Here is a 25,664-nt window from a genome sequence, read left to right as displayed (position 1 = left end):
ATGCTGCTGTGCATCGATACCGGCAACACGAACACTGTCTTCTCGATCTGGGACGGGACGCGGTTCCTGTCCCACTGGCGGATCCGCACGGATCATCGGCGGACGGCGGACGAGTACTATGTCTGGCTGTCCACGCTGATCGCGGTGCAGCGGTTCGAGCTGCAGATCGACGCCTGCATCATCAGCGCCACGGCGCCGCGGGTGGTCTTCAATCTGCGGGTGCTGTGCAACCGCTATTTCGACACGCGGCCCCTGGTGGTGGGCAAGCCCGACTGCCTGCTGCCGGTGCCGCCGCGGGTCGATGCGGGGACGACCGTGGGGCCCGACCGGCTGGTGAACACGGTCGGCGCCTATGACCGGCACGGCCCGGACCTGATCGTGGTCGATTTCGGCACGGCCACCACATTCGACGTGGTCGACATCGACGGCGCCTATATCGGGGGCGTCATCGCGCCGGGTGTGAACCTGTCGCTGGAGGCGCTGCACATGGGGGCGGCGTCTTTGCCGCATGTCGATGTGACGATGCCCGCGACGGTGATCGGCACGAATACGGTTGCATGTATCCAGTCAGGCGTGTTCTGGGGATATGTGGGGCTGGTCGACGGTATCGTGGACAAGATCCGCGCCGAGCGCGACCGACCCATGAAAGTGATAGCCACTGGCGGGCTTTGCGCCATTGTTCGATCAGGGGTTCGACCTGTTCGATGCGATTGAAGACGATTTGACGATGCACGGGCTTCGGCTCATTCACGACTTTAACAAGGAGATGGGAAATGGCTGAACGCCTGATCTATCTGCCGCTCGGCGGAGCGGGCGAAATTGGCATGAACGCCTATGTCTATGGATACGGCCTGCCCGGCAAGGAGCGGCTGATCCTGGTGGACCTGGGCGTCACCTTCGGCGACATGGAGGGCAGCCCGGGGATCGACCTGATCATGCCCGACCTGACCTGGCTGGAGAAGAACCGCCACCGGCTGGAGGCGATCTTCGTCACCCACGGCCACGAGGACCATATCGGTGCCATCGCGCATCTGTGGAAGCGGCTGGACGTGCCGATCTATGCACGCCGCTTCACCGGGACGCTGGTGCGCCTGAAGATGGAGGAGCACGGCCTGCCGACCGAGGTGGTCAACATCACCGAAGCGCGCCCTGCCGTGACCAATGTAGGCCCCTTCGGGGTGCAGTTCGTGCCGATCAGCCACTCGATCCCGGAAAGCAGCGCGCTGATCATTGACACGCCTGCGGGTCGCGTCGTGCATACGGGCGACTTCAAGATGGACGTGACCCCGGTCGTGGGCGACGCCTTCGACCCGGTCGGCCTGTCGCAGATCGCCGCCGAGGGCAAGGGCGTCAAGGTCCTGGCCTGTGACAGCACGAACATCTTTTCGACCCATCCCGGTCGGTCCGAGGCGGTTCTGGCGACCCCGATCCTGGAATGGGTCATGGCGCAGCCGAACCTGGTCGTGGCCACCACCTTTGCCAGCAATATCGCCCGTCTGAAGACGCTGGCCGATGCGGCGCGCGCTTCGGGGCGCAAGGTATGCCTGTTGGGCCGCGCGATGCGGCGCATGGTCAGCGTGGGCTTCGACAGTGGCATCCTGAAGGATTTCCCCGAGACGATCGGGCCCGAGGAGGCCGCCAAGCTGCCGCGCAACAAGGTCCTGCTGCTGGTCACCGGCAGCCAGGGAGAACGTCGCGCCGCCAGCGCGCAGCTGTCGCGCGGCCGCTATCTGGGCCTGTCCCTGAAGGAAGGCGACAGCTTCCTCTTCAGCTCCAAGACCATTCCCGGCAACGAGAAGTCGGTCGGCCGCATCATGAATGCGCTGAGCGAGGCCGGAGTCGAGGTCTGGGACGCCGATGACGGGCTCTACCACGTCTCGGGTCACGCGAACCGGCCCGACATCGAGGCGATGCACGACCTGCTGCGGCCCAAGGTCGTGATCCCCATGCATGGCGAGCACCTGCACCTGCGCGAGCATGTGATGCTGGCCCGTGCCAAGGGCATGACCGCCGAGATCGTGACCAACGGCACGATGCTGGACCTGACGGGCGATCGCCCCAAGGTCTGCGATCAGGTCGAAACGGGGCGCCTTTATCTGGATGGTAACCTGCTGATCGGCGCGATGGACGGGGTCGTGCGCGACCGCATCCGCATGGCGCTGAACGGGCACGCGATGGTCAGTGTGATCGTGGACGAGGACGACAATGTCCTGCCCGATGCCTGGGTCGAACTGATGGGCCTGTCCGAGCGGACCCGTTCGGGCGGCGAGCTGGCGCGCCAGATCGAGGCCGAGCTGTCCGAGTTCCTAGAGCGTGCCGATGCACGCACCGTGCGCGACGACGGCAAGATGGACGAGGCGATTCGCAAGATCACCCGCCAGGTCGCGATGGAGGAGATCGGCAAGAAGCCCGAGGTCACCGTCAGCATCAGCCGCCTGATGGCCGACTGACCGGAACCAGGCTTGCGTCCCGCGACGGGCCGGGGGGCCAGCCCCCCGGACCCCCCGATGTCCCACGGAGCGGAGGCGAAGGCTCGATTATCCCGCAGGGGGTCCGGGGGGTGCGAAGCCCCCCGGCCACCGCGGGACGCAAAGGCGCACAGGGGGCTTGAAACCGCGCCGCGCTTGCGGCAATGCCCGGCGTCATGAGCGACACATCCGAATCCGGCTTTGATCCGAACCCGCCCCGCCGCAACTTCTATGGACGGCGGCACGGCAAGACCCTGCGGCAGAGCCAGAAGGGCTATCTGTCCGAGGACCTGGGCGAGCTGCGGCCCCGCGGCATCACCCTGCAGGACAACCCGGAACGCACCCCGGTCGACCCTGCTGCGATCTTCGGCAACGACCGTCCCGTCTGGCTTGAGGTGGGCTTTGGCGGTGGCGAGCACATGGTCCACATGGCCGCCACCTATCCCGACATCAACATCATCGGATGCGAGCCGTTTATCAACGGCGTCGCGATGCTGCTGGGCAAGATCCGGGCGGCGGGCGTGACGAATGTCAGCGTCCACCCGGGCGATGCGCGCGACCTGATGGATGTGCTGCCCGATGCCAGCGTCGAGCGCGCCTTCCTGATGTATCCGGATCCCTGGCCCAAGGCGCGCCACCATCGGCGGCGGTTCGTGACGCCCGAACACCTGCGCCCCCTGGCCCGCGTGATGCGCCCCGGCGGGATCTTTCGCGTCGCCAGCGACATCCCGGACTATATCCGTCAGACCCGCGAGGAGGTACCGCTCGCCGGGTTCGAGACGCTCGACGACACCGCTGTCGCATGGGACGACTGGATCAGCACCCGTTACGAGCAGAAGGCCCTGCGCGAGGGGCGTCCGCCCCATTACGTGACCTTTCGCCGTCTGTAAGGAAAGGCCCGCCGAAGCGGGCCTTTCTCATTCCACGGTGACGGATTTTGCCAGGTTGCGGGGCTGATCGACATCGGTGCCCTTGGCGACCGCCGTGTGATAGGCAAGGTACTGCATCGGCACGGCATAGAGGATCGGCTGGAACACACCGCCGCCGGTGGGCAGGGCCAGGCTGGCCGTGATGCCGTCGCCCGCCGCCGCAATCCCCGCCGCGTCCGAAATCAGCAGCACCTGACCATGACGGGCCATCACCTCCTGCATGTTCGAGATGGTCTTGTCGAACAGCGCGTCATGCGGCGCCAGCACCACCACCGGCACGTCGCCGTCGATCAGCGCGATGGGGCCGTGCTTCAGCTCTCCGGAGGCATAGCCCTCGGCGTGGATATAGCTCAGCTCCTTGAGCTTGAGCGCGCCTTCCAGCGCGACGGGGTACAATGCACCCCGTCCCAGGTAGAGGACGTCGCGGGCCTGCGCCAGCCAGTCGGCCTGCATCCGGCAGTCGTCCGACAGGGCCAGCGCCTGCGCCAGCAGCGCGGGGATGGCGCGCAGGTCGCGCAGATGGGCCGTCAGGGCGGCATCGTCGAGCCGACCACGGTCATGCGCCGCCTTCAGCGCCAGCACGGCCAGCACGGCCAGCTGGCAGGTGAAGGCCTTGGACGATGCCACGCTGACCTCGATCCCCGCCAGGGTCGGCAGCGCCATGTCGGCGTCGCGCGCGATGGCCGACGTGCCCACGTTCACCAGCCCCACGGTCCGCGCGACCTTGCCGCGGGCATAATGCAGGGCGGCCAGCGTATCCGCCGTCTCTCCGGACTGGCTGACGGCGATGAACAGGCTGCGATCCGACAAGGGCGGTTCGCGATAGCGGAATTCGGATGCGACATCGATGTCGCAGGGCAGGCCCGCCAGCTGTTCGAACCAGTATTTCGCCACATGCCCCGCCAGATGCGCGGTGCCGCAGCCGACCAGGGTCACCCGGTCCAGGTCCGCGAAATCCAGGCCGTCCGGCAGGACGATGCGGTCGCCCTTGACGTAATGGTTCAGCACGTCGCCTATCACCACCGGCTGTTCGGCGATTTCCTTGGCCATGAAGTGACGGTGCCCGGCACGGTCGATGACGGTCGCGCCGACATCGATGCGGGCGGTGGCGCGGTGGACCTGGTGGCCCTCCGCGTCCCAGATCTGCACGCCCGCGCGCGTCAGAACGGCGTGGTCGCCATCCTCCAGATAGGTGATGCGGTCCGTGAAGGGCGCCAACGCCACCGCGTCCGAACCAAGATACATCTCCTTGTCGCCATGGCCCACGGCCAGCGGGCTGCCCTTGCGGGCCGCGATCAGCAGGTCGGGCTGATCCTGGAACAGAAAGGCCAGCGCAAAGGCTCCCTGCAGGCGGGCCAGCGTGGCACGGGCGGCCTCCACCGGCGACAGGCCCTGATCCAGGTGGTGCGCGGTCAGCAGCGCGACGGTTTCGGTGTCCGTCTGCGATTCGGGCATGATACCCCGATCGGCCAGTTCGGCGCGCAGTTCGCGGAAATTCTCGATGATGCCGTTATGGACGACGGCGACGGGGCCGGACTGATGGGGATGGGCGTTGACCTCGGTCGCGGCGCCATGGGTGGCCCATCGCGTGTGTCCGATACCCGCATGCCCCGTCAGCGGCCGATGGACCAGCAGGTCCGACAGGTTGACCAGCTTGCCCACCGCGCGCCGGCGCGACAGCTGTCCGGTCGCGTCCACGGTCGCCACGCCGGCGCTGTCATAGCCGCGGTATTCCAGCCGCTTCAGCGCATCGACCAGCTGCGGGGAAACCTCGTGGTTGCCCAGGATTCCGATGATGCCGCACATCAGCGCGCCTCCTTCTTCAGCCGCAGCGCCGCCATCAGGCGGGTCGCCAGGCCCGGTTTCGTGACCTGGCGGGCCCGGCCGATGGCCAGGGCGCCGTCGGGGATGTCCTCGGTGATGGTGCTGCCCGATCCGGTCATGGCATCCGCGCCGACATGGACGGGGGCCACCAGCATCGTGTCGCTGCCGATGAAGGCGCGCGGGCCGATCGTGGTCCGATGCTTGGAGACGCCGTCGTAATTGCAGGTGATGGTACCAGCGCCGATATTCGTGTGCTCGCCCACATGGGCGTCGCCCAGATAGGTCAGGTGGCCGACCTTTACGCCCTCGTCCAGGACGGCGTTCTTGATCTCGACGAAGTTGCCGACATGGACATCCGTGCCCAGTTCGGCGCCGGGGCGCAGACGGGCAAAGGGTCCGACGGTGGCCCCTTCACTGACATGGCAACCCTCCAGATGGCAAAAGGGCAGGATCTCGGCGCCCGATTCCACCGTCACGCCGGGGCCGAAGACGACGTTCGGCCCGATCACCGCGTCGCGCCCGATGACCGTGTCCAGCGCCAAAAAGATGCTGCCCGGATCGGTCAGGGTCACCCCATCCTCCATCAGGGCCGCACGGGCACGGGCCTGGAAGGCGGCCTCGGCTGCGGCCAGTTCGGCGCGGGTGTTGATGCCAAGCGTCTCGGCCTCGTCGCAGATCACGACGTCGGCGCGGCGCCCCTCGGCGCGGGTCAGGGCCACCAGGTCGGTCAGATAGTACTCGCCCGCGGCATTGTCGTTGCCCAGTCCCACGATCAGGCGGCGCAACAGATCGGCCTGCAGCGCCATGACGCCGGAATTGCACAGCACGATCTCGCGGGTCGCAGCGTCGGCGTCCTTGTACTCGACGATACGCTCCAGCCCGCGGTCGGTGACGACCAGCCGCCCATAGCGGCCGGGATCGTCCGCCTCGAAGCCCAGGACGACCAGATCGGCGGGGTGGGCTGCCAGTTCGTCCAGCGTGTCCTGGGCGATGAAGGGGGTGTCGCCATACAGGATGATCACCCGCCCCTCAAATCCTTCCAGGCTGGGCAGGGCCTGCCGCACGGCGTGCCCGGTGCCCAGCTGTTCGGCCTGCAGCACGGTCGCGGCCTCGGGATCCAGCTTGGCCACCGCCCGGGCGACGGCGTCCGCGCCGTGGCCCGTCACGACCACGATCTGTTCCGGCTGAAGGTTGCGCGCCGCGCGCAGCGCATGCCCGACCAGCGGCACCCCGCCAAGACGGTGCAGGACCTTGGGCAGGTCCGATTGCATCCGGCTGCCCTGTCCCGCCGCCAGAACCACGACCGCCAATCCAGCTTCCGACATCACCGCCCTCATCGCCTGTTTGCTTTTTCTTCATAGCGTTCTAATCGGGGCGGGACGCGCTGGAAAGGCCCGGCGCGGTCACCTTTGTTTTCCGAACATTTCCACGGGGGATGGCGCATGGCGGGTACGGTGGTCTTCGATCTGGACGGAACGCTGGCGGATACGTCGGGCGATCTGGTCGCGGCGGCGAATGCGTGCTTTCGCGCGCGGGGCCTGGGCGACCTGCTGGACCCGGTCGCGGATGCGCTGATCGCGTTTCATGGCGGGCGGGCGATGCTGCGGGCGGGCTATGGCCGGATGTCGAGCGACACGCTGCTGCCCCCCGGTGCCGAGGATGAGGATTTCGACAGCCTGCTGTCCCATTACGGTGCGGCGATCGCCGTGCACACGCGGCTGTATCCGGGGGTCGAGGCGGCGCTGGACCGTCTGGCCGCCGACGGGCACCGCCTGGCCGTCTGCACCAACAAGCCAGAGGCCCTGGCCGAGACGCTGCTGCGCGAACTGGGCATTCGGGACCGGTTCGGCGCGATGATAGGCGCGGACACGCTGCCGGTGCGCAAGCCCGACCCGCGCCCCTATCAGGCCGCCGTCGAGGGCGCGGGCGGCACCGTCGCGCAGTCCTTCCTGGTGGGCGATACCGAGACCGACCGCAAGACGGCCGCGGCTGCCGGGGTGCGCGTCGCATTGGTCAGCTTCGGTCCCGAGGGCGAGGCGATCTCTCGCCTGGCGCCCGAGGTTCTGCTGGCGCATTTCGACCAGCTGCCCGCCATCGCCCGCGACTGGCTGGGCTGAGGGCCTATTCGGCCTCGTCGGCGGACTTGGCGTTCAGCTGGCCATAGTTCTGGGCGCCGATCGTCTCGAAAAGGTGGATCTGCGTCTCCAGGAAGTCGATATGGCCTTCCTCGTCCTGGATCAGCTCCTCGAACAGCATCTTGCTGGGATAGTCGCCGACGGCGTCGCAATGGTCGCGCGCCTCGATGTACAGCGTGCGCGCGTCATGTTCCGCGGCCAGATCGCTGTCCAGCGTCTCGCGCAGGTTCTGTCCGATTCGCAGCGGGTCCAGACGCTGCAGGTTGGGATGACCCTCCAGAAAGATGATCCGCTGGATCAGCTTGTCGGCGTGGTTCATCTCCTCGATGGATTCGGCGCGCGACTTGGCGGCGATCTTGCCGAAGCCCCAATCCTCCTGCAGACGATAATGCAGCCAGTACTGACTGACCGCCGTCAGCTCAGAGCGCAGTGCGGCGTTGAGATACTCGATGACCTTTGCGTCGCCCTTCATGGGTGGCATCCTTCTTGCTGTCGGTTCTGGCCCGCAAAATCGGCGGTGCGACGCCCAGCTTATCGCACGCGCGCATGGTGTCCAGAAACAGCGGCATGCAGCCCCCGCAATCGGCGCGCTTGCCTAGGGCGTGATAGATCTTGCCCGGCGTGATGATGGTCTGGGCATCCGCCGCGCGCATCCAGTCGATGGCGGCGCGGATGTCGTGATCCGAGATCATGGCGCAGTGGCAGACGATCATGGCGGGCTCCTGTCGGGCGGAGACTTACCAATTCTGTCGGGCTTGTAAAGTCCGACGTTTTCGCTTTGGCATCACGGCTGCTTGACGCGGGCGCGGGCGGGCCGCAAAACCCCGTGCCATGAAGCTGTCCGATTTCGATTTCGACCTGCCCGCCGACCTGATCGCCACGCGGCCCGCCAAGCCGCGCAGTTCCGCACGTCTGCTGCTGGCGGAAGGGGGGGGCATCACCGATCGCCATGTGGGCGATCTGCCGCAGATCCTGCGCCCCGGCGACCTGCTGGTGCTGAACGACACCAAGGTCATTCCCGCCCGCCTGACCGGCACCCGCGCCCGCCAGACCCCGCAGGGCGAGGCCGTGGCGCGGATCGAGGTCACGCTGCTGGAACCCGCCGCCGAGGGCTGGCAGGCGCTGGCCAAGCCGCTGCGCAAGCTTCGCGTGGGCGAGGTGATCCGGTTCGGCGACGCCCTCTCGGCCACCGTGGCCGAGATGACCGCGACCGGCCTGCGCTTGGTCTTCGACGCCACGGGTGATGCGTTCGACGCAGCGCTGCAGCAGGTGGGGGCGATGCCCTTGCCGCCCTATATCGCGGCGCTGCGGGCGCCGGACGACCAGGACCGCGACGACTATCAGACGGTCTGGGCCGCGCGGCAGGGCGCGGTCGCGGCCCCCACGGCCAGCCTGCACTTCGACGCCCCCCTGCTGGAGACGCTGGCGGCGCAGGGCGTTCAGTTCGTGCATGTGACCCTGCACGTGGGGGCGGGGACGTTCCTTCCGGTCAAGGTCGACGACGTCACCACCCACCGGATGCACGCCGAATGGGGAGAGGTGTCCCCCGAGGCCGCCGAGGCGATCAACCGCGCCAAGGCCGAGGGCCGCCGGGTGATCCCGGTGGGCACCACGGCCCTGCGCCTGATCGAATCGGCCGCCCCCCGGGTCGGGCAGATCGCGCCGTTCCGGGGCACGACCGACATCTTCATCTATCCTGGTTATCAATTCCGGGTGACCGACGGGCTGATGACGAACTTTCACCTGCCCAAATCCACGCTGCTGATGCTTGTTTCGGCCCTGATGGGGTCCGAGAAAATCCGGGAAATCTATGGACATGCGGTCGAACGGGGCTATCGTTTCTTCAGCTATGGCGACGCGTCGCTGCTGATCCCCTGAGGTCGGTTTCCTGCTGGCATCGGGGCCCCGTCGGGCATAGGTCGGGCATTCCGCCCCCACGCCCCTGAACAAGACGAGACCCGCGATGATTTCGGTGTTGCGCACCACATGGCCGCTGCTGCTTGGCATCCTTCTGCTGATGGTCGGCAACGGCATGCAGGGCACCCTGCTGGGCATCCGCGGCGGGATCGAGGGCATTCCGACCTTCCAGATGTCCATCGTCATGGCCAGCTATTACGGCGGGTTCCTGCTGGGCAGCCTGACCGTGCCGGACCTGATCAAGAACGTCGGCCATGTCCGCGTCTTTGCCGCCCTGGGGTCGCTGATCAGCGCCGTGCTGGTCCTGTTCGCGGTCGAGCCGCACTGGATCAGCTGGACGGTCCTGCGGTTCCTAATCGGGTTCTGCTTCTGCGGGGTCTATGTCACGGCGGAAAGCTGGCTGAACGCCGGCTCCACGAACGAGAACCGCGGCCAGGCGCTGTCGCTCTACATGATCGTGCAGTTGCTGGGCATCGTGATCGCGCAGGCCCTGCTGAACGTCAGCAGCCCGGCGGGCTATCTGTTGTTCATCATCCCGTCGGTGCTGGTGTCGCTGGCCTTCACGCCGATCCTGCTGTCGGCCCAACCCGCGCCTCAGTTCCAGACGATCAAGCGAATGTCCTTTGCAAAGCTGTACAAGGCATCGCCGCTGGGCTGCGTGGGGATCTTCCTGATCGGGGGCGTGTTCTCGGTCCTGTCGGGCATGTCGTCGGTCTGGGGCGCCCAGATCGGGCTGTCGGTGGCGCAGATCAGCCTGTTTGTGGCTGCGATCTATGCGGGGGGCCTGGTCCTGCAATATCCGATCGGCTGGATCTCGGACCGCTATGACCGGCGCAAGCTGGTCCTGGGTATGTCCGCCATCGGCGGGCTGTGCGGTCTGGTGACCGTCGCGGCGCAGCCCGGAACCCTTGGCCTGGTCATCGCTGGGGCGATCATGGGCGGGGTCGCGAACCCGGTCTATGCGCTGCTCTTGGCCTATACCAACGACTATCTGGACCAGTCCGACATGGCGTCGGCATCGGCGGGCCTTCTGTTCATCTATGGCATCGGCAGCATGGGCGGGCCGATCATCACCGGCTGGATGATGGGGATCATCGGGCCCGACGGGTACTGGGTCTACATGGGCGTCCTGCTGGCGCTGCTGACGGCCTATGCAGGATGGCGCACCACGCAGCGTCGCGCCCTGACCCCGGACGAACAGGGCAGCTTTGCGGTCATCACGCCCAACGCGACCCCCCTGGCGGTCGATGCGGTGCTGGAGGAGGCGCAGTCGGACGACCCGTCGCCCCAGCCTGCGACCTGACCGCCCGCTTGCCGCCTTGGGGCAAATGGTTTAACGCTGAACTATAATTCATCAGCGGGGGACCCGATGGCCCAGAATTTCGACTTGGTGGTGATCGGCGCAGGGCCGGGCGGCTATGTGGCCGCGATCCGGGGCGCGCAGCTGGGCCTGAAGGTGGCCTGCATCGAACGCGAGCATCTGGGCGGCATCTGCCTGAACTGGGGCTGCATCCCGACCAAGGCCATGCTGCGCTCCGCAGAGGTCTATCACCTGATGCACCGGGCCAAGGAATTCGGGCTGAAGGCCGAGGGGCTGGGCTATGACCTGGACGCGGTCGTGAAGCGGTCGCGCGGCGTTGCCAAGCAGCTGTCCGGCGGCATCGGCCACCTGTTCAAGAAGAACAAGGTGACGGTGATCATGGGCGAGGCCAAGCTGGCCGGCAAGGGGAAGGTCACCGTCAAGACCGACAAGGGCACCGAGGAGGTGACCGCGAAATCCATCGTGCTGGCCACCGGCGCGCGGGCGCGCGAGCTGCCGGGGCTGGAGCCGGACGGCAAGCTGGTCTGGAACTACAAGCACGCGCTGGTCCCGCCGCATATGCCCAAGAAGCTGCTGGTCATCGGGTCAGGCGCCATCGGCATCGAATTCGCCAGCTTCTTCAACACGCTGGGCGCCAGGACCACCGTGGTCGAGGTCATGGACCGCGTCCTGCCCGTCGAGGATGCCGAGATCAGCGCCTTTGCCAAGAAGCAGTTCGTCAAGCAGGGCATGACGATCATGGAAAAGGCCGCGGTCAAGAAGCTGGACCGCAAGGGCTCGACCGTCACCGCCCATATCGAGGTCGGCGGCAAGGTCGAGACGCAGGAGTTCGACACGGTGATTTCCGCCGTGGGCATCGTCGGCAATACCGAGGGGCTGGGCCTGGAAGAGGCCGGGGTCAAGGTCGATCGCACCCATGTCATCACGGACGAATACTGCCGCACCGGGGTCGAGGGCGTCTATGCCATCGGCGATCTGGCCGGCGCGCCTTGGCTGGCGCACAAGGCCAGCCATGAGGGCGTGATGGTGGCCGAGCTGATCGCGGGCAAGCACCCCCATGCGATCAAGCCAGGCAGCATCGCGGGCTGCACCTATTGCCACCCCCAGGTCGCATCGGTGGGCCTGACCGAGGCCAAGGCCAAGGAGCAGGGGCTGGACATCAAGGTCGGCCGCTTCCCATTCGTCGGCAACGGCAAGGCCATCGCGCTTGGGGAACCGGAAGGCATGATCAAGACCATCTTCGACGCCAAGACGGGCGAGCTGCTGGGCGCGCACATGGTCGGAGCCGAGGTGACCGAACTGATCCAGGGCTATGTCATCGGGCGCCAGCTTGAGACGACCGAACAGGACCTGATGGAGACGGTCTTCCCGCATCCCACCTTGTCCGAGATGATGCACGAATCCGTGCTGGACGCATACGGGCGGGCCATCCACTTCTGATCGCGGCTGGAACACGGGAACGAAGGGGGGCGGTTTTGCCCCCCTTTTTTTTCGTCAGTCGGCCGGTGTCAGCGTGGTGATGCCCGCGGCCGCGGCGCGGGCCAGGTCGGGGTCCAGCGACATGCCGATGTATTCGCCTCGCCGCCACAGGCCTGCCAGGTCGTCGTAATGGCGCGACAGCGGATGACCCGACTGTCCGGTCGAGGTGATGAACACCGAACTGTCCGGGTCCGCCAGGTCGATCACGCTGCGATAGCCGGCCCCGCCGATCGCCTGATAGGGGTCGTCGCCGGTGCCGATCATGCCGGAGCGGGCCACGGTGAACTCTCCGCCCGAGATCGACTGGGTGATGTTCATGATCCAGCCAAGCGCGGGCAGGGCGCCCAAGCCCGGATGCACGTGACGCGCCTGATGCGCGTCGCCCCACCGCCAGCTGGTCACGTCGGGACCGTATTCGGCGGTCAGGTCCAGGATGGCGCGGTCCAGCGACTGGCGGGCGATGGTCGCGCAATCCTCGGTCGCGGCGCTTTGGACCACGTCGCACCAAGCGGCGGCGCCGTCGCGGTCGCGGAACACCGCGTCGATGAAATGCGGCTGAAGGCGGATCAGGTCGTCGGCCAGCGGCCCCAGCTCGTCCCGGACCAGGCGGTCCTGCAGCGCGCCCATCCAGGCGGCATAGATCAGGGGTTCAGGCAGGTGCTCGTTCATGGCGCCGTCCCATTCGGCCAGCAGGGTCAAGGCGTCCTGACGCTGGCGTTCCGGGGTGCCGGGCGCCGCCGGATCGCCGGTGAACCACAGGTTCGCCCCCACCAGCGGCAGCAGGGCGCGAGCCGCAGGGCTGACGACGTCCAGCTGTGCGGCGATGAAGCTGTCGCGGGAATGCACCTCGCGCCCGCCCAGCAACCCGGACAGCCGGTCATGGCGCAGCCCGTCGGCCTCCGGCTCCTCCGTCGCGAGGGCGAGCCCGTCCTGCGGGCGGCGCGCCTGGGTCGCCAGCGACACGGTGCCCTGCCATGCGGTTTCGGTCAGCCAGCCGGGCGAGGGCAACGCCCCCTTGGTCGGATGGTCGTCGGCCCGCTGGGGTGCCGCGCCTGCGGCCAGCCGGGTGACGGTCTCTCCCTGCGCCAAGGTAACGTCCAGCGCCGGGGCGACCACGTCGGCCAGGGCGCGGGTCGCCTGATCGGCGTCACCGGCCCGCATCAGCGCCATCAGCGCGGACATCGTGCGGTCGCGCTGCGACAGCCCCGTCCAGCGCAGCGACGGGACATGCCCGATGGGCGTCACGTCGCGCAGCCCCGGGTCCAGGCCGGGAACGACGGGACCGTTCTGCGTCTCCCGCAGGGTGATGGTCTGGGGGGGCGCGTCCAGAACGCGGATCACCTCGGTCCGGGTCTGGAACTCCGTCCAGCCCTGCGTGCCGCGATAGCGGTCGGTGTTGCCGGGCTGGACCTCCTCGATGGCGATGTCGGCCACGTCCAGGTCCAGCGGCGTCAGCGCCCAGGACAGCGTCGGGTTGCGCCCCGACAGGACCAGCGGCATGCCGGGCACCGTGGCCCCGATCACCCCGCCGCCGTCCAGCTCCAACCGTGCCAGATAGTACAGCGACGGCACCGTCAGCCCCGCATGCAGGTCGTTGGCCAGCAGCGCGGCCCCCGCGGCCGTCCGCTGCGCCTCGGCGCCGAAGGCATTGCCGCCAAGCGCCTGTTCGGGGCGCAGGAAGCCAAGCGGGTCGTAATCCGCCTGAGGGTCCAGGCGCCGTTCGGGCGCACCGAGGCGGGCACCGGGAAACAGCCCCGCATAGTCGGGCAGGGCGGCAGGTATGCCGGCCCGGTCGACGATCTGCATGCCGCGTTCGGGCCAGGCCAGGGCCAGCCGGGCGCGCAGGATCTCCTCTCCCGCGGAATCGGTGCCGGCCGCCGCCATCAGCTTCAGGATCGCCAGCGAATCGGCGGGCTGCCAGAAGGTGATGACATCCGGGAACAGGAAGAATTCGGGCGCGCCGCGCCCCATCGCACCGTCGTTGACGATGCGGATCCACTGGTTCACCCCGTCGGCATAGGCCTGCAGCGCCGCAAGCGTGTCGTCGTCCTGCACCTCCAGCGAAGCCTGGGCTGCGCGCTGCAGGCCCAGCCTGCGGATCAGGTCGTCGGCGGGCAGGGCGCGAGGGCCATGGACCTCGGCCAGCCGGCCCTGCGCCGCGCGGCGCAGCAGGGTCATCTGGAACAGCCGGTCCTGCGCATGGGCCAGGCCCAGGGCAAAGAATACGTCCGCGTCGGTCTTGCCGAAGATGTGCGGCACATTCTCGGTCGAGCGCACGATCTCGACCGGGGCGGTGATGCCCGTCACCGGATAGCTGGCGGTATAGTCGGGCAGGGACCGCACGGCGAAATACCAGACCAGCACGGCGGACAGGACCGCCAGGACGATCAGCGCGATGGTCAGCCGCAGAAGCCAGCGAAACAAGGTCAGCATGTGCGGGCAGGTCCTTGGCCGGGGGCGCGGCACGGGTTGACCCTGCCGCGCATGGATGGTGGTGTGTTGCATAGGACAGGCGCGCGGGCATTTCAACGCACCCCCGCGCGACGGGCAGCGACCCGAGGGAGATTTGCATGGCCAAGACGGCGTTTCTGGGACTGGGCGTGATGGGCTTTCCGATGGCCGGGCATCTGGCCGCGGCGGGGCATCAGGTGACGGTGTTCAACCGCAGCCCGGCCAAGGCCGAGGCCTGGGTCGGCCGGCACGGCGGCGCCTCTGCGGCGACCCCGCGCGAGGCGGCGCAGGGCGCGGATCTGGTGATGTGCTGCGTGGGCAATGACGACGACCTGCGCCAGGTATGCCTGGGGCCCGATGGGGCATTTGCGGGCATGGCGCAGGGTGCGGTCTTCGTCGATCATACGACGGTGTCGGCCAAGGTGACGGAGGAGCTGGCGCAGGCGGCGGCAGAGGCGGGCATCGGCTATGTCGATGCACCCGTATCCGGCGGTCAGGCGGGGGCCGAGAACGGCCAGCTGTCGATCATGTGCGGGGGCACGGTCGCGGATTTCGATCGCGCCGCGCCGGTCATCGACGCCTATGCCAAGATCTGTCGCAGGATGGGCGATGTGGGCGCGGGACAGATGACCAAGATGTGCAACCAGATCGCGATCGCGGGGTTGGTTCAGGCGCTGTCGGAATCGCTGGCATTCGCGCAGAAGGCTGGGCTGGACGTGGCCGATGTCGTCGAGGTGATCAGTCAGGGTGCGGCCGGCAGTTGGCAGATGGTCAACCGTCATGCGACCATGCATCGCGGCGAATTCGAACACGGGTTCGCCGTCGACTGGATGCGGAAGGATCTGGCGATCTGCCTGCAGGCAGGGGACCAGCTGGGCGCGGCGCTGCCGGTCACGGCACTGGTCGACCAGTTCTACAAGGACGTGCAGGCGATGGGCGGCGGCCGGTGGGACACCTCGTCCCTGATCGCTCGGCTGACCCGCTAGGGCCGGGGAACGACAAAAGGCGGGATGCCCGCCTCTAACGAAGGGACTTGGGGGATGGCGGATCACAGCCTTGCCGGACAGATCGAGTTCGAGATCACCGGCGTGAACGAGCAGGAAGCCACCGGGGAGATGACCGTGACTGCGGGCATCCTGAACCCGTTCGGGACCATCCATGCGGGCGCGCTGGTCTGGTTCGCGGACGTGGTCGCGACGAACCTGGTCCTGGGCGGAGAGCAGCCGCAGGAGGGCATGGACAACTTTCCCGTGGCCATCACGCTGAACGCCCAGCTGCTGACCAACCGCCGCGACGGGGTTCTGACCGCGCTGGCATCCTGGATGCGGCGCGGGCGGCGCATCTCGACCGTGCGCACGCAGGTCACCGATGCGGACGGGGCGGTGCTGCTGGACCTGACCTCGACCCATGTCAGTGCCCGCTGACCCTGCGGCACCATCGCGCCGGGCGGGTTGAAACGCCCGGCAATCGCGTCATCATGGCGCCATGATGGAGGAGACGTCATGGACGGTCTGATGATGCACCGCCCGCTGCTGCAAAGCGGGCTTCTGGATTTTGCCGCCGAGAGCTTTCCCGAAGCGCGGATCGTGTCGCGCCGGGTCGAGGGAGACCTGCACCGACAGAGCTGGGCCCAGACCCGTGCCCGCGCGGTCCAGCTGTCCTTCGCGCTGGAGGGTTTGGGCGTGGCGCCCGGCGACCGGGTCGCGACGCTGGCCTGGAACGGCTATCGCCATCTGGAGATCTATCATGCCGTGCCGTCCATCGGAGCGGTCTGCCACACGATCAACCCGCGGCTGTCGGCCGACCAGATGGTCTTCATCGCGCATCACGCGGGCGACCGGCTGCTGTTCACCGACCTGAGCTTCGTGCCGCTGCTGGAAAAGCTGCAGGACCGCCTGCCGCCCATGCGCTATGTCGTCATGACCGACGCGGCGCACATGCCGCAGACGACGCTGGATGCGCTGTGCTATGATGACCTGCTGGCGGGGCAGCCGACCGACCGGGTCTGGCCGGATTTTCCGGAAACGACCGCATCGGGCCTGTGCTATACGTCCGGGACGACGGGCGATCCCAAGGGCGTCCTGTATTCGCACCGCTCGAACATGCTGCACGCGCTGGCCACGGCGGCGGTGCTGGGCCCGGACCTGGGACCGCAGCCGCGCATCCTGCCAGTGGTGCCGCTGTTTCACGTCAACGCCTGGGGTCTGCCCTTCACGGCCCCGCTGATCGGGGCCAGCCTGATCATGCCCGGCCCGGCGCTGGACGGAGCCAGCCTGTGGGACCTGTGCCAGACCGAGGGCGTCGAAAGCGCCTGGGGCGTGCCCACCATCTGGCAGGGACTGTTCGCCGAGATCCAGTCCCGCGGGGCCAAGCCCGCAGCCCTGCGCCACATCGTCGTCGGCGGCAGCGCAATGCCCCGCAGCCTGACCGAGGGCTTTGAACGTCTGGGCATCGACGTGAACCACGCCTGGGGCATGACCGAGACCTCTCCGCTGGGCAGCCAGGGGTCGCTGACGCCGGCGCAGCGCGATCTGCCGTTCGACCGGCGCATGGCGCTGAAGCAGGCGCAGGGGCGGCGGGTGTTCGGTGTCGAGATGAAGATCGTGGACGACGCGGGCACGCGCCAGCCCCATGACGGCCAAGCCATGGGAGAGCTGTTCGTGCGCGGCAACACCGTGGCCGCCGGTTATCACGACAATGCCGGTGCGACGGCGCGCGCGATCGACGCAGACGGCTGGTTCGGGACAGGCGACATCGCCTCGATCAGCGCCGACGGCATCCTGACGCTTCGCGACCGGGCCAAGGACCTGATCAAGTCGGGTGGCGAATGGATCAGTTCGATCGACGTCGAGAACCTGGCGGTCGCCCATCCGGACGTGGCGCAATGCGCGGTCATCGCGCTGCCCCATCCGAAATGGGATGAACGCCCGCTGCTGGTGATCAAGCCCAAGGGGGCCGCCCGACCTGGGCTGGAGGAGATGCGATCCCATCTGGGCGCGCATCTGGCCAGCTGGCAGCTGCCTGACGACGTCGTCTTTGTCGACGAGATGCCCCTGACGGCGACCGGCAAGATCAGCAAGCTGACCCTGCGGGAGCAGTTCCGCGACCACGTCCTGCCCGACCTGCGGGGCCAGGCGGCTGACTGACCCAAGGTCGGGTCAGGGATCCTGCGCCTGCAGGGTGGACAGCACATAAGGCGCAGGGCCGTGGCCAGGCCCGATCTGCGGCGGGCGGGCATGGTCGATCTGTCCGATCAGGGCGGCGCGGGTCAGGTCGCGCGCTGCGGCCTGAGTCGCCAGCGCCTTCCAGAACGCATCTTCCAGCGACACCGACGTGCGGTGCCCGTCGATGGTCACCGACCGCTTCAGCGGCGGTGTCATGGCGGGCAGGTCGATCATTCGTCGGGCGTGTCGCGCCGATGCGCGTCCAGCACGCGGGCCGCGCGGTCGCGTTCGGCCTGGCGCGCGTCGCGCAGCGGCTTGGCCTCTCCGTGCAGGGCGGCGTTCGCGTCGCCCTTGGCACGCTTCGCGTCGCGTCGCGGGCCTTGCGGGCTTGGCGCAGGTTGATGATGCGGGTCATGGCGGTCCGTGAAACGACGAAGGGCGCGCCACTGTGGCGCGCCCTCCGGCATTGGGTCAAGAGGGTCAGCCCTTGGGGCTGATCATGTCCTCGGGGCGGACGACGCGGTCGAAGGTCTCTCCGTCGACGAAGCCCAGGGCGATGGCCTCCTCGCGCAGCGTCGTGCCGTTCTTGTGCGCGGTCTTGGCGACCTTGGTGGCGTTGTCATAGCCGATTGTGGGCGCCAGGCGCCGTCACCAGCATCAGCGATTTCGCGCATCAGCTGGTCGATGCGCTTCACGTTGGCCTGTGTGCCCACGACCATGTTGTCGGTGAAGCTGGAGGCCGCATCGCCCAGAAGCTGCATGGATTGCAGCACGTTGTAGGACATCATCGGGTTGTAGACGTTCAGCTCGAAATGCCCCTGCGACCCGGCAAAGCCCACGGCGGCGTCGTTGCCATCACATGCGCGCAGACCATGGTCAGCGCCTCGGCCTGGGTCGGGTTCACCTTGCCCGGCATGATCGACGATCCCGGCTCGTTCTCGGGCAGGATCAGTTCGCCCAGACCCGAACGCGGCCCCGACCCCAGCAGGGCGCATGTCGTTGGCGATCTTGAACAGCGATCCGGCCACCGTCTTCAGCGCGCCTGAGAACATGACCATCGCGTCATGGGCGGCCAGCGCCTCGAACTTGTTCGGCGCGGTGACGAAGGGCAGGTCGGTGATCTTGGCGATTTCCGCGGCAATCGCCGTGTCCCAGCCCTTCTTGGTGTTCAGGCCGGTGCCGACGGCCGTGCCGCCCTGGGCCAGCTCATAGATGTCGGGCAGGCAGGCTTGACCCGCTCGATCCCCTTGCGGACCTGATGGGCATAGCCACCGAATTCCTGACCCAGGGTCAGCGGCGTCGCATCCTGGGTGTGGGTACGGCCGATCTTGATGATGTCCTTGAACTCGGCCGACTTGGCCTCCAGCGCGGCGGCCAGCTTCTCCAGACCCGGCAGCAGCGTGTCGCGCGCCAGCATGGCGATGCCCACATGCATCGCGGTCGGAAAGGTGTCGTTCGACGACTGGCCCATGTTGCAATGGTCGTTCGGGTGGACGGGTTTCTTGGACCCCATCTCTCCGCCCATAATCTCGATCGCGCGGTTCGAGATCACCTCGTTGGCGTTCATGTTCGACTGGGTGCCGGACCCGGTCTGCCAGACGGACCAGCGGGAAGTTGTCGTCGAACTTGCCCTGGAACACCTCGGTCGCGGCCTGCTCCATCGCATCGGCCAGATCGGCGGGCAGGTCGCCCGAGGCGCGGTTCACCCGCGCGGCGGCCAGCTTGATCGCGCCCAGGGCGCGATGATCGGCACCGGCTGGCGTTCCCAGCCAATCGGGGAAGTTGATGATCGAACGCTGCGTCTGCGCGCCCCAGTATTTCGAGGCGTCAACCTCCAGCGGGCCGAAGCTGTCGGTTTCGGTGCGGGTCTTGGTCATCGGGTCGCTCCCTCACGGTTTCGTGGCGGGTTTGTAGCGGTCCGGGCCATCGGGCGCAATTCGTATGCAACGGTATGCTGGCGCAAACAGCGCGCTCAGTCGTCCAGCGCATGCATCGCCGCGCGCAGGCACGGGGTCAATGCGTCGGGCAGGGGCAGGATCGGTCGGGGCGGCTGCGCGTCGGTCAGGTCCATCAGCCGGGCGCAGGCATGAACGACCCGCAAGCTGCCATGGGCCTGGAACAGGTCCCACATCGGCTGGAACCGGGCCTGCCAGCGGGCCGTTTCGGGCCGGTCGCCCGCACGGGCGGGCGCAGGCCAGGGTCAGCGTCTGGTCGGGCCACAGGCCTGCCGCCACGCTGGAACCAGCCGTCGGCATGGTTCAGAAGGCGCGTCGGGACAGCCCCAGTCGCCGCTGTAGGCCGATGGCAAAATCGGGCGGTAGATCGGCGCGCAGGGCCGCGATCTGGCCTGCGAAGTCCCCGCCCGCGGGCAGCGGCATCTTGACTGCCGTGACGGTCGGCAGCGACGCCAGCCGGGCGATCAGCGCGGGCGAAAAGGTGAAATGCGTGGTCGATGGATTGTTGTAGATGCAGATCGGCAGGTCCGACGCCCCTGCGACGGTTTCGAAATGCCCAAAGACCTCATCCTCGGTCAGGGGGGGTGTAGGACATCGGCGCCAACAGCAGGCCCGTCGCCCCCCGCATCTGCCGCATGACGCGCCAGCGCGGCCGAGGTGTCGCTGCGCAGCGCGCCCACGCCCGCGATCACCGGCACCCTGCCGCCGGCGGCGTCCAGCGCGGTCTCCAGCACCTTCCGGCGCTGGTCGGCCTCCAGATAGGCATAGCCGCCCGTTCGATCCCAGCACGCCGATGCTGTCCACGCCCGCCCGCGCAAGGCGCAGGATCAGGCGGCGCAGGTCGGCGGGCAGGGGACGGCCCGCGGCGTCGGTCGGCGTGATCGGAAAGGCCGACAGGCCGCGCATGGTCATGGCGCTATTTCCGCCAGCGGTCCAGGCGCACGACATCGGCGCCGCCCGACGGGGGCGTGTCGTCGCCGTCATCCTCGGCGTCCAGTTGGTATTCGGCGTCGGCCTCGGCGTCCTCATCCTCGTCGTCGTCGCTGTCCTGCGTCTCGAAGCGCAGGCCGAATTCGACGGGACGGGTCCACGAAGGTGCGCAAGCGCATCGAACGGGATCTTCAGCAGCTCCGGCTGGTTGCCGAAGTTCAGCGTGATGGTTGAAATGGGTCAGGCTGGATCGTCAGGTTGTCGAACCAGTGCTGGATGACGATGGTCATCTCTTCGGGATAGCGTTCGCGCAGCCAGTCCGCCATCTCGACACCGTCGTCGCGCGTGTCAAAGGTGATGAAGAAATGATGCTCTCCGGGCAGACCGTCGCGGGCGACCTGGCGCAGCACCTCGGCGATCAGCCCCTGCATCGCGCGATGCATCATTCCGCCGTAATCCAGTCCCGATCGCGCCATGACGTCACCCTACCTTTTCTTGGCGGCAAGCATAGGGATATGACCGGGGGATGAAAAGGGGGGCGGAGGTGGATTCCGCGTCCCCTCACGCCGCGCGGTCCAGCAGGTCCCGCCGCAACGCGCGCAGATCGGCCGCCATGGTCGCCGCGGGCTTTGAGCCGAACCATTCCAGCGACGCACCCATCCCCGCCGGCACCACGCGCAGGAACGCCGCATAATCGACGGCACCAGTCAGCAGCGGGCACATGCCGTCACGGCTGCCGCGCGGATCGTGGACGTTGTCCGGGTGAAAGACCGACAGGCGGTCGCGCGCGGTCACGGATTTCAGGTGCAGGTGATCGACATGTTCACGCAGTGCGGCGAATGCAGATACGGGGTCGGCGCCCGACTCCCACACATGCAGCACGTCGAAGTTCACGCCGACCGCGGGATGGTCCAGCGCATCCAGCAGGTCCAAGGTCGCGGGCAGGCTGTCGGCCAGGGTCTGCGGATGCGTCTCGACCGCGATGCGCAGGCCGCGGTCATGGGCCATGTCGGCCATCGTGCCCAGGTCGCGCAGGATCGCGCGGCGCTGGTCCGCCCCCGCCTGATCGCGCCCCACGCCCCCCGCGAACAGCCGCAGCCGTGGCGCGCCCCAGGTCCGGGTCAGGTCCAGCAGGTCGGCCGCGTCGGCGCGGCTGAAACCGGCAGTGCCCAGGGGCAGATAGCCCGCCAGCATCGCACCGGAGGACGCTGCGGCAGCTCACGCCATTCGACGGCCAACGTGCGGGCATGCGGGGCCCAGATCTCCAGCCCGTCGAACCCTTCGCGGGCGACATAGCGGGCCAGGTCGCGGGCGGTCACGTCCAGGTGGCGGAAGGCCACGGAACAGGCATTGATCCTCATGCGCGCGCCCCCTGCCAGCGGTCGAACCACTGGCCCACGGTGGCCTTGATGCCCCGTTCCAGCAGGGTCAGCCGGTCCAGATCGGCCAGCACCTGCAGCAGATCGTCGCCGTCACCGCCGCGGGGCAAAGGCCACCGCGCGCAGATGGGCCGCGTTCAGCCCGCCATGCAGCGCCGCGATCCGGTCGCAGCATTCCTCGAACGCGTCGTGATCGGCGCCCTCGATGTCGCCGAAGATCGCCAGCGCGTGCTCATAGGCGTATTTGCGGATCGCGATGACCGGCAACTCGCGCAGCGCGGGTTCCAGGTCGGCGCGCGGCAGGTCGGCGACATGGGCCTGCACGATGCGGCGGATTGCGTCGATCAGCGGCACGGCCTGCGCGTCGAAGGTCGCGTGGTGCATCGCGGCGATGGTCGCGTCGTCCGCGGGATGCGCGCCCGCATAGTCGAAGGCGAAGCCCCCGGCCACGGTGGGTGCCAGGAATGCCGCCCGCAGGTCGCGGGCGGGCAGCGGCCCCTCCCACCGGAAATCCGGGTCGCGCATCAGCCAGGTGTCGGGGTCCGCCGTGGGCTCCAGCAGGGCGTAGTGGGGAAAGCTGGCCTGGGCGAACTTGTTGTCGCGTTGCGGGCAGCAGTGCCATGTCGACCATCGGCATGACATAACGGCCGGGCCGCCAATCGGCCAGCAGGGCGTGCAGGCGGTCCAGGTTCCGTGCGCCCGGCGCGGCATCCTCATGCCAGCGCGTCACCTGCAGTCCGAACAGGCGCGCCGCCCAATGCAGATAGAAGCCGTGATCGATCCCCGGCGCGTGATAGGACAGGCGCATCCTGTCGTCGACGATCACCTGCCCGTCCCACAGTCCCAGATACAGCGGGCGGTGGTCGATCCCGCCGTGGTCCTTCAACGCCTGACACAGGCAGCTGACGACGCAATGGACCTTGATGTCGACAGGTTCATCGGGTGCGGGGGTCACGCCCGCCAGCGCCATCGACAGCGCCTGCACGGTCATTCCGGGGGCGCGGTCGAACGTATCCTCGGCCATGGTGATGCCCGCCTCGTCCAGGTGCAGCATCAGCGTCATCAGGGCGACCGAATCCAGGCCCAGGTCATGGCCAAGACGCGCGTCGGGACCAAAGGCCGCCCATGCGCGGGCAGGCCATAGGACCGGCCAGGATCGCGCGGATGCGGTCCTGCATGTCCTGCGGGGCGGGGATGGGGCGGGAATCGGTCATGCGGGGGCCTCCGACAGGGTTTCGGCAAGGGCGCGGCGGGCGATTTTGCCGTTCGCGCCACGCGGCAGGGCGGGCAGGCGGACCAGACGCACCGGCCGCTGGCGCGGCGACAGCAGGGCCGCCAGATGGGCGTCCAGCCGCGCCTCGGCGATGTCGCCGGAATAGGCAAGTGCCGGGCGCTGATGCGCGACAGGGTCCGGGACGGCGAATGCCACCGCGTCGGTGATGCCCGGCAGGCTCAGGGCCGCGGCCTCGATCTGGGCGGGATAGACGTTCAGGCCCGCGACATCGATCACCTCGGCCTGGCGCCCGGCAAAGATCAGGTGGCCGCGGGCGTCGATCACGCCCAGATCGCCGGTCTGCACCGTTGCGCCTGCGGCATGGACGGAGACGGGGCCGGGTGCGTCCCGCCCAGCCTGAAGGCGGACATGCGGCAGGGGCAGGCCCATATCCTCGGGCCGGTCGGGGTTCTGGGCGATGGCCAGGCATCCCGCCTCGGAACAGCCGTACTGCTGAAACAAGTGGCGCGCCGCTCCGCGGATCGCGTCGAACCACGGCTGCGCAGCACCGTCCCGACGACATCACCGCGTGCAGTTCCTGCGCCCCGGCCAACCGCGCCAGCACATGCAGCAGCGGCGGTGCGGCATAGATCAGCGGATCGCGGAACTGGGGCCAGCTGGCGCAGGATGGCGCGCGGGTTGGCGTGGTCCAGCACCACCGGAGCATGTCCCCGCGCCTGTCCGACCAGCACCCCGGCGATCAGGCCATAGGAATGGGTGATCGGGGCCGCGATCACCGGCGTCATCCCGGCCGCCTGCGGAAAGGCGTACAGATAGGCGTCGATCTCTGTCTGGATGGCGGCCCAGCTGCGGGCGATGATCTTGGGTGCGCCGGTGGTGCCCGAACTGGTCTGGATCAGCACCCCACCCGGCGCATGCGGCGCGTCCTGTCCCAACCCCTGCAGACCCTCATCGGTCATCATCAGGTCGCAGCCCGCCCGCCTTGCCAGATCGCGCGCCTGATCGGGTGGCGTTTCCGGTGGATCGGATGACAGGACGCGCCCGCATCCCGCAGGCGCAGGATCTGCGTCAGGCAGGCGGCGCGGTCAGTCATCAACAGTGCGATGCGCGTGCGGTCGGGGTCGCGGCCGGCCAGCAGGTCGGGGGCGTCCGGGCCGAACGGATCGATCAGCGTGTCGTTCAGGTGGAACAGGCAGGTCATGGCGGGCTCCTTCAGCGGATTCGGCGCAGCGTGGGTTTCGGTGCGGCCCAGCAGCCCCGCGGGCCAGGCTTTCCGCCGGAACCGTCGCGGCGTCGGTGCGCAGGCTGGGGGCATGGGGCAGGGCGGCGCGGGCCAGCCGCCAGAAGATCGCTTCGGCAGATGGCCGGTGCGGTGCAGCAGATCCGCCAGATCCGACAGCACGTGGGTAACCAGACAGTCGGCCACCAGATCGCGCAGGTCGGTGGCCCGGCCCATGCGGTGATAGGTGCCGTCCGGTGCCCCCGCCATCGCCGGTTCGATGGCCGCAAGGTCCGGGGCGGGCAGGCTCAGCCGGTCCGGCAGGTATTCCAGGCTTTCGCTGAAATCGCGGGCCACCAGCCCGGTCGGCCAGCCGCCGTCATGAGTGATCAGCAGGTTCTGGCCATGCGCCTCAGCGCGATCCCGTGATGGGTCATCATGCGCCAGACGGGTTGCAGGATCGTCAACAGCCGCGCGGTCCAGGCGTGGGTGCCATGCGCGGCCAGCCAGGGGCTATCAGTGCGCGCCCGTCCGGCTGTGTCAGCGACAGGGGCGGACAGGGGCATGGCACCTGGGGGCGGGGGGCTGCGCCGGATCGCGGCCAGCCTGCCGCCCAGCAGCTCGCGTGCGACGATGGCCGCGCCATGTTCCGGCAGGATCGTCAGCCCGGCCAGGTGCCGATCGGACGCCACCACGCGCCCCAGCCAGTCCGAGATGGCCGGCGCTACCGCCACCGACCACGCACCAGGTCGCGGACCGAGGAGTCACCCCCACGCCAAGCGATAGCTTCAGGTGATCGCCCCCGTCGCAGGCGGCCAATGTGCGCAGCGACGCCGTGGCCTGCATCCGGCCCCTCCGCCGGCAGCGCATGCAAGGCCCGCGCGCCATCAGCGCCTGCACCGCCGGGTCACGTTGCAGGCACCGCCACTGCCACGATGGACCGGGATGGCCCCCGGCGGCGCCCAGCCCTGCGCGGGTCCGTTCCTGCACGCGTCACGATTGCGGGTCGACCGACAGCCAGACCGGCACGATGGTCCTGCCGCCTTCGGGGCCGAAGGCGCATTGTCGCGTCCGAAAACCCGGCGCGGGTCTTGAAGCCGGGATGATAGGGATGCCCCTCGATCAGGCTCGCCTCCAGCGCCGGGCCTTTTCAGCGACAGGCGGTTGTCGCGAACCGGCCCCGCGCGCGCAGGAAATGCGCGCTGCGCCGCATGGGCGGTCATCAGCGCCGCGGGATCGTGGCGGCCTTGGCCAGCGCG

29 protein-coding genes and 5 pseudogenes are annotated in these 25,664 nt (G+C 68.3%); 10 read left to right on the top strand and 24 right to left on the bottom strand.

Translation table 11 applies throughout. The annotated features are described in order from the left end of the window. The 3 genes and pseudogenes from F1642_RS05965 to trmB all read left to right on the top strand — a co-directional run bounded on the left by F1642_RS05965 (position 1) and on the right by trmB (position 3,358). Positions 1-781: pseudogene (locus F1642_RS05965) on the top strand (type III pantothenate kinase). Beyond that, entirely contained in the window at positions 774-2,450 is a 1,677-nt protein-coding gene (locus F1642_RS05960) for a ribonuclease J (protein ID WP_045998824.1), read from the top strand. The pseudogene F1642_RS05965 and the gene F1642_RS05960 overlap by 8 nt, the downstream one beginning before the upstream one ends. 194 nt (positions 2,451-2,644) lie before the next feature. Continuing rightward, complete coding sequence (trmB, locus tag F1642_RS05955) at positions 2,645-3,358, top strand: tRNA (guanosine(46)-N7)-methyltransferase TrmB (RefSeq protein ID WP_194885771.1); 714 nt, start codon at positions 2,645-2,647, stop codon at positions 3,356-3,358. 27 nt (positions 3,359-3,385) lie between these two features. Here the strand turns inward: trmB and glmS are convergent, their stop codons facing one another. Then, positions 3,386-5,203, bottom strand: a complete 1,818-nt coding sequence (glmS, locus tag F1642_RS05950) for a glutamine--fructose-6-phosphate transaminase (isomerizing) (protein ID WP_194885770.1) — start codon at positions 5,201-5,203, stop codon at positions 3,386-3,388. Further along, entirely contained in the window at positions 5,203-6,546 is a 1,344-nt protein-coding gene (gene glmU, locus F1642_RS05945) for a bifunctional UDP-N-acetylglucosamine diphosphorylase/glucosamine-1-phosphate N-acetyltransferase GlmU (RefSeq protein WP_194885769.1), read from the bottom strand. Before glmU ends, glmS begins: the two co-directional genes overlap by 1 nt. 117 nt (positions 6,547-6,663) lie before the next feature. On the opposite strand from glmU, the gene F1642_RS05940 reads away from it, so the two are divergent. Next, positions 6,664-7,338: an HAD-IA family hydrolase gene (locus F1642_RS05940; protein ID WP_045999555.1), complete on the top strand. Its 675-nt coding sequence runs from the start codon at positions 6,664-6,666 to the stop codon at positions 7,336-7,338. Positions 7,339-7,342: 4 nt separating this feature from the next. On the opposite strand, the gene bfr is transcribed toward F1642_RS05940, so the two are convergent. Both bfr and F1642_RS05930 read right to left on the bottom strand, forming a co-directional pair. Continuing rightward, the gene (gene bfr / locus F1642_RS05935; protein WP_045998827.1) at positions 7,343-7,828 is read right to left on the bottom strand and encodes a bacterioferritin; all 486 of its coding nucleotides are present in this window, start codon (positions 7,826-7,828) and stop codon (positions 7,343-7,345) included. Next, a complete protein-coding gene (locus tag F1642_RS05930; protein WP_045998828.1) occupies positions 7,776-8,069 on the bottom strand; it encodes a bacterioferritin-associated ferredoxin in 294 nt (97 codons plus the stop codon). Before F1642_RS05930 ends, bfr begins: the two co-directional genes overlap by 53 nt. Before the next feature lie 118 nt (positions 8,070-8,187). Here F1642_RS05930 and queA point away from each other — a divergent pair, with 118 nt between their 5' ends. From queA to lpdA, 3 genes are all read left to right on the top strand, one after another. Continuing rightward, on the top strand, positions 8,188-9,234 hold the full coding sequence (gene queA, locus F1642_RS05925; RefSeq protein ID WP_194885768.1) for a tRNA preQ1(34) S-adenosylmethionine ribosyltransferase-isomerase QueA: 1,047 nt from the start codon (positions 8,188-8,190) through the stop codon (positions 9,232-9,234). 85 nt (positions 9,235-9,319) lie between these two features. Further along, positions 9,320-10,576 (top strand): MFS transporter, encoded by a 1,257-nt coding sequence (locus F1642_RS05920; RefSeq protein ID WP_045998830.1) that lies wholly within the window; start codon positions 9,320-9,322, stop codon positions 10,574-10,576. Positions 10,577-10,642: 66 nt separating this feature from the next. Beyond that, positions 10,643-12,034 (top strand): dihydrolipoyl dehydrogenase, encoded by a 1,392-nt coding sequence (gene lpdA, locus F1642_RS05915; RefSeq protein WP_194885767.1) that lies wholly within the window; start codon positions 10,643-10,645, stop codon positions 12,032-12,034. A 54-nt stretch (positions 12,035-12,088) separates the two neighbouring features. Here lpdA and F1642_RS05910 read toward each other — a convergent pair whose 3' ends face one another. After that, positions 12,089-14,506 carry a penicillin acylase family protein gene (locus F1642_RS05910; protein WP_194885766.1) on the bottom strand — a complete coding sequence of 806 codons (2,418 nt, stop codon included), beginning with the start codon at positions 14,504-14,506 and terminating at the stop codon, positions 12,089-12,091. Positions 14,507-14,643: 137 nt separating this feature from the next. Between F1642_RS05910 and F1642_RS05905 the strand changes: the two genes are divergently transcribed. From F1642_RS05905 to F1642_RS05895, 3 genes are all read left to right on the top strand, one after another. Continuing rightward, a complete protein-coding gene (locus F1642_RS05905) occupies positions 14,644-15,510 on the top strand; it encodes an NAD(P)-dependent oxidoreductase (RefSeq protein WP_045998833.1) in 867 nt (288 codons plus the stop codon). Positions 15,511-15,564: 54 nt separating this feature from the next. Next, the gene (locus tag F1642_RS05900; protein WP_045998834.1) at positions 15,565-15,948 is read left to right on the top strand and encodes a PaaI family thioesterase; all 384 of its coding nucleotides are present in this window, start codon (positions 15,565-15,567) and stop codon (positions 15,946-15,948) included. 78 nt (positions 15,949-16,026) lie between these two features. Further along, positions 16,027-17,670, top strand: coding sequence for a long-chain fatty acid--CoA ligase (locus tag F1642_RS05895; protein ID WP_194885765.1), 1,644 nt, complete (start codon positions 16,027-16,029; stop codon positions 17,668-17,670). Between the two features lie 12 nt (positions 17,671-17,682). On the opposite strand, the gene F1642_RS05890 is transcribed toward F1642_RS05895, so the two are convergent. The 19 genes and pseudogenes from F1642_RS05890 to F1642_RS16385 form a co-directional block, all read right to left on the bottom strand. Beyond that, positions 17,683-17,922, bottom strand: coding sequence for a ribbon-helix-helix domain-containing protein (locus F1642_RS05890; protein ID WP_194885764.1), 240 nt, complete (start codon positions 17,920-17,922; stop codon positions 17,683-17,685). Further along, positions 17,919-18,155, bottom strand: a complete 237-nt coding sequence (locus tag F1642_RS05885) for a DUF4169 family protein (RefSeq protein WP_255522188.1) — start codon at positions 18,153-18,155, stop codon at positions 17,919-17,921. The genes F1642_RS05890 and F1642_RS05885 overlap by 4 nt, the downstream gene beginning before the upstream one ends. Before the next feature lie 13 nt (positions 18,156-18,168). Further along, positions 18,169-19,565, bottom strand: a pseudogene (fumC, locus tag F1642_RS05880) (class II fumarate hydratase). Between the two features lie 95 nt (positions 19,566-19,660). After that, a complete protein-coding gene (locus F1642_RS15540) occupies positions 19,661-19,819 on the bottom strand; it encodes a hypothetical protein (RefSeq protein WP_255522186.1) in 159 nt (52 codons plus the stop codon). 127 nt (positions 19,820-19,946) lie between these two features. Continuing rightward, complete coding sequence (locus F1642_RS15535; RefSeq protein ID WP_370582821.1) at positions 19,947-20,156, bottom strand: hypothetical protein; 210 nt, start codon at positions 20,154-20,156, stop codon at positions 19,947-19,949. Between the two features lie 62 nt (positions 20,157-20,218). Next, positions 20,219-20,377, bottom strand: a complete 159-nt coding sequence (locus tag F1642_RS15530) for a dihydrodipicolinate synthase family protein (RefSeq protein ID WP_370582820.1) — start codon at positions 20,375-20,377, stop codon at positions 20,219-20,221. A 182-nt stretch (positions 20,378-20,559) separates the two neighbouring features. Then, a pseudogene (locus F1642_RS05870) lies at positions 20,560-21,049 on the bottom strand (SspB family protein). 85 nt (positions 21,050-21,134) lie between these two features. Continuing rightward, a complete protein-coding gene (locus F1642_RS05865; RefSeq protein ID WP_194885763.1) occupies positions 21,135-21,767 on the bottom strand; it encodes a sugar phosphate isomerase/epimerase in 633 nt (210 codons plus the stop codon). Next, on the bottom strand, positions 21,695-21,934 hold the full coding sequence (locus tag F1642_RS05860) for a hypothetical protein (protein WP_194885762.1): 240 nt from the start codon (positions 21,932-21,934) through the stop codon (positions 21,695-21,697). The genes F1642_RS05865 and F1642_RS05860 overlap by 73 nt, the downstream gene beginning before the upstream one ends. Next, positions 21,931-22,062 carry a hypothetical protein gene (locus tag F1642_RS15525; protein WP_255522184.1) on the bottom strand — a complete coding sequence of 44 codons (132 nt, stop codon included), beginning with the start codon at positions 22,060-22,062 and terminating at the stop codon, positions 21,931-21,933. Before F1642_RS15525 ends, F1642_RS05860 begins: the two co-directional genes overlap by 4 nt. Further along, a complete protein-coding gene (locus F1642_RS15520) occupies positions 22,046-22,594 on the bottom strand; it encodes a DUF6005 family protein (protein WP_194885761.1) in 549 nt (182 codons plus the stop codon). Before F1642_RS15520 ends, F1642_RS15525 begins: the two co-directional genes overlap by 17 nt. 31 nt (positions 22,595-22,625) lie before the next feature. Then, positions 22,626-22,922: pseudogene (locus F1642_RS16395) on the bottom strand (DUF6005 family protein); the annotation flags it as partial. Positions 22,923-23,040: 118 nt separating this feature from the next. After that, positions 23,041-23,166 carry a hypothetical protein gene (locus tag F1642_RS15515; protein ID WP_255522183.1) on the bottom strand — a complete coding sequence of 42 codons (126 nt, stop codon included), beginning with the start codon at positions 23,164-23,166 and terminating at the stop codon, positions 23,041-23,043. Further along, a complete protein-coding gene (locus F1642_RS05850; protein ID WP_194885760.1) occupies positions 23,163-23,531 on the bottom strand; it encodes a hypothetical protein in 369 nt (122 codons plus the stop codon). The genes F1642_RS15515 and F1642_RS05850 overlap by 4 nt, the downstream gene beginning before the upstream one ends. Further along, positions 23,507-24,145, bottom strand: coding sequence for a hypothetical protein (locus F1642_RS05845; protein WP_194885759.1), 639 nt, complete (start codon positions 24,143-24,145; stop codon positions 23,507-23,509). Before F1642_RS05845 ends, F1642_RS05850 begins: the two co-directional genes overlap by 25 nt. A 2-nt stretch (positions 24,146-24,147) precedes the next feature. Then, positions 24,148-24,762, bottom strand: a complete 615-nt coding sequence (locus F1642_RS05840; protein ID WP_370582809.1) for a hypothetical protein — start codon at positions 24,760-24,762, stop codon at positions 24,148-24,150. 32 nt (positions 24,763-24,794) lie between these two features. After that, positions 24,795-25,139, bottom strand: coding sequence for a hypothetical protein (locus tag F1642_RS15510; protein WP_255522182.1), 345 nt, complete (start codon positions 25,137-25,139; stop codon positions 24,795-24,797). Between the two features lie 40 nt (positions 25,140-25,179). Then, positions 25,180-25,395: pseudogene (locus tag F1642_RS16390) on the bottom strand (IucA/IucC family protein); the annotation flags it as partial. Further along, complete coding sequence (locus F1642_RS16385; protein ID WP_370582819.1) at positions 25,313-25,543, bottom strand: IucA/IucC family protein; 231 nt, start codon at positions 25,541-25,543, stop codon at positions 25,313-25,315. The pseudogene F1642_RS16390 and the gene F1642_RS16385, both read right to left, overlap by 83 nt. Between the last annotated feature and the right edge of the window lie 121 nt (positions 25,544-25,664).

This window comes from Paracoccus sp. NBH48, from assembly GCF_015390265.1.
Classification (GTDB): domain Bacteria; phylum Pseudomonadota; class Alphaproteobacteria; order Rhodobacterales; family Rhodobacteraceae; genus Paracoccus; species Paracoccus marcusii.
Note: the sequence above shows the minus strand (reverse complement) of the source record. Positions and strands in the feature narration are given on the sequence as shown.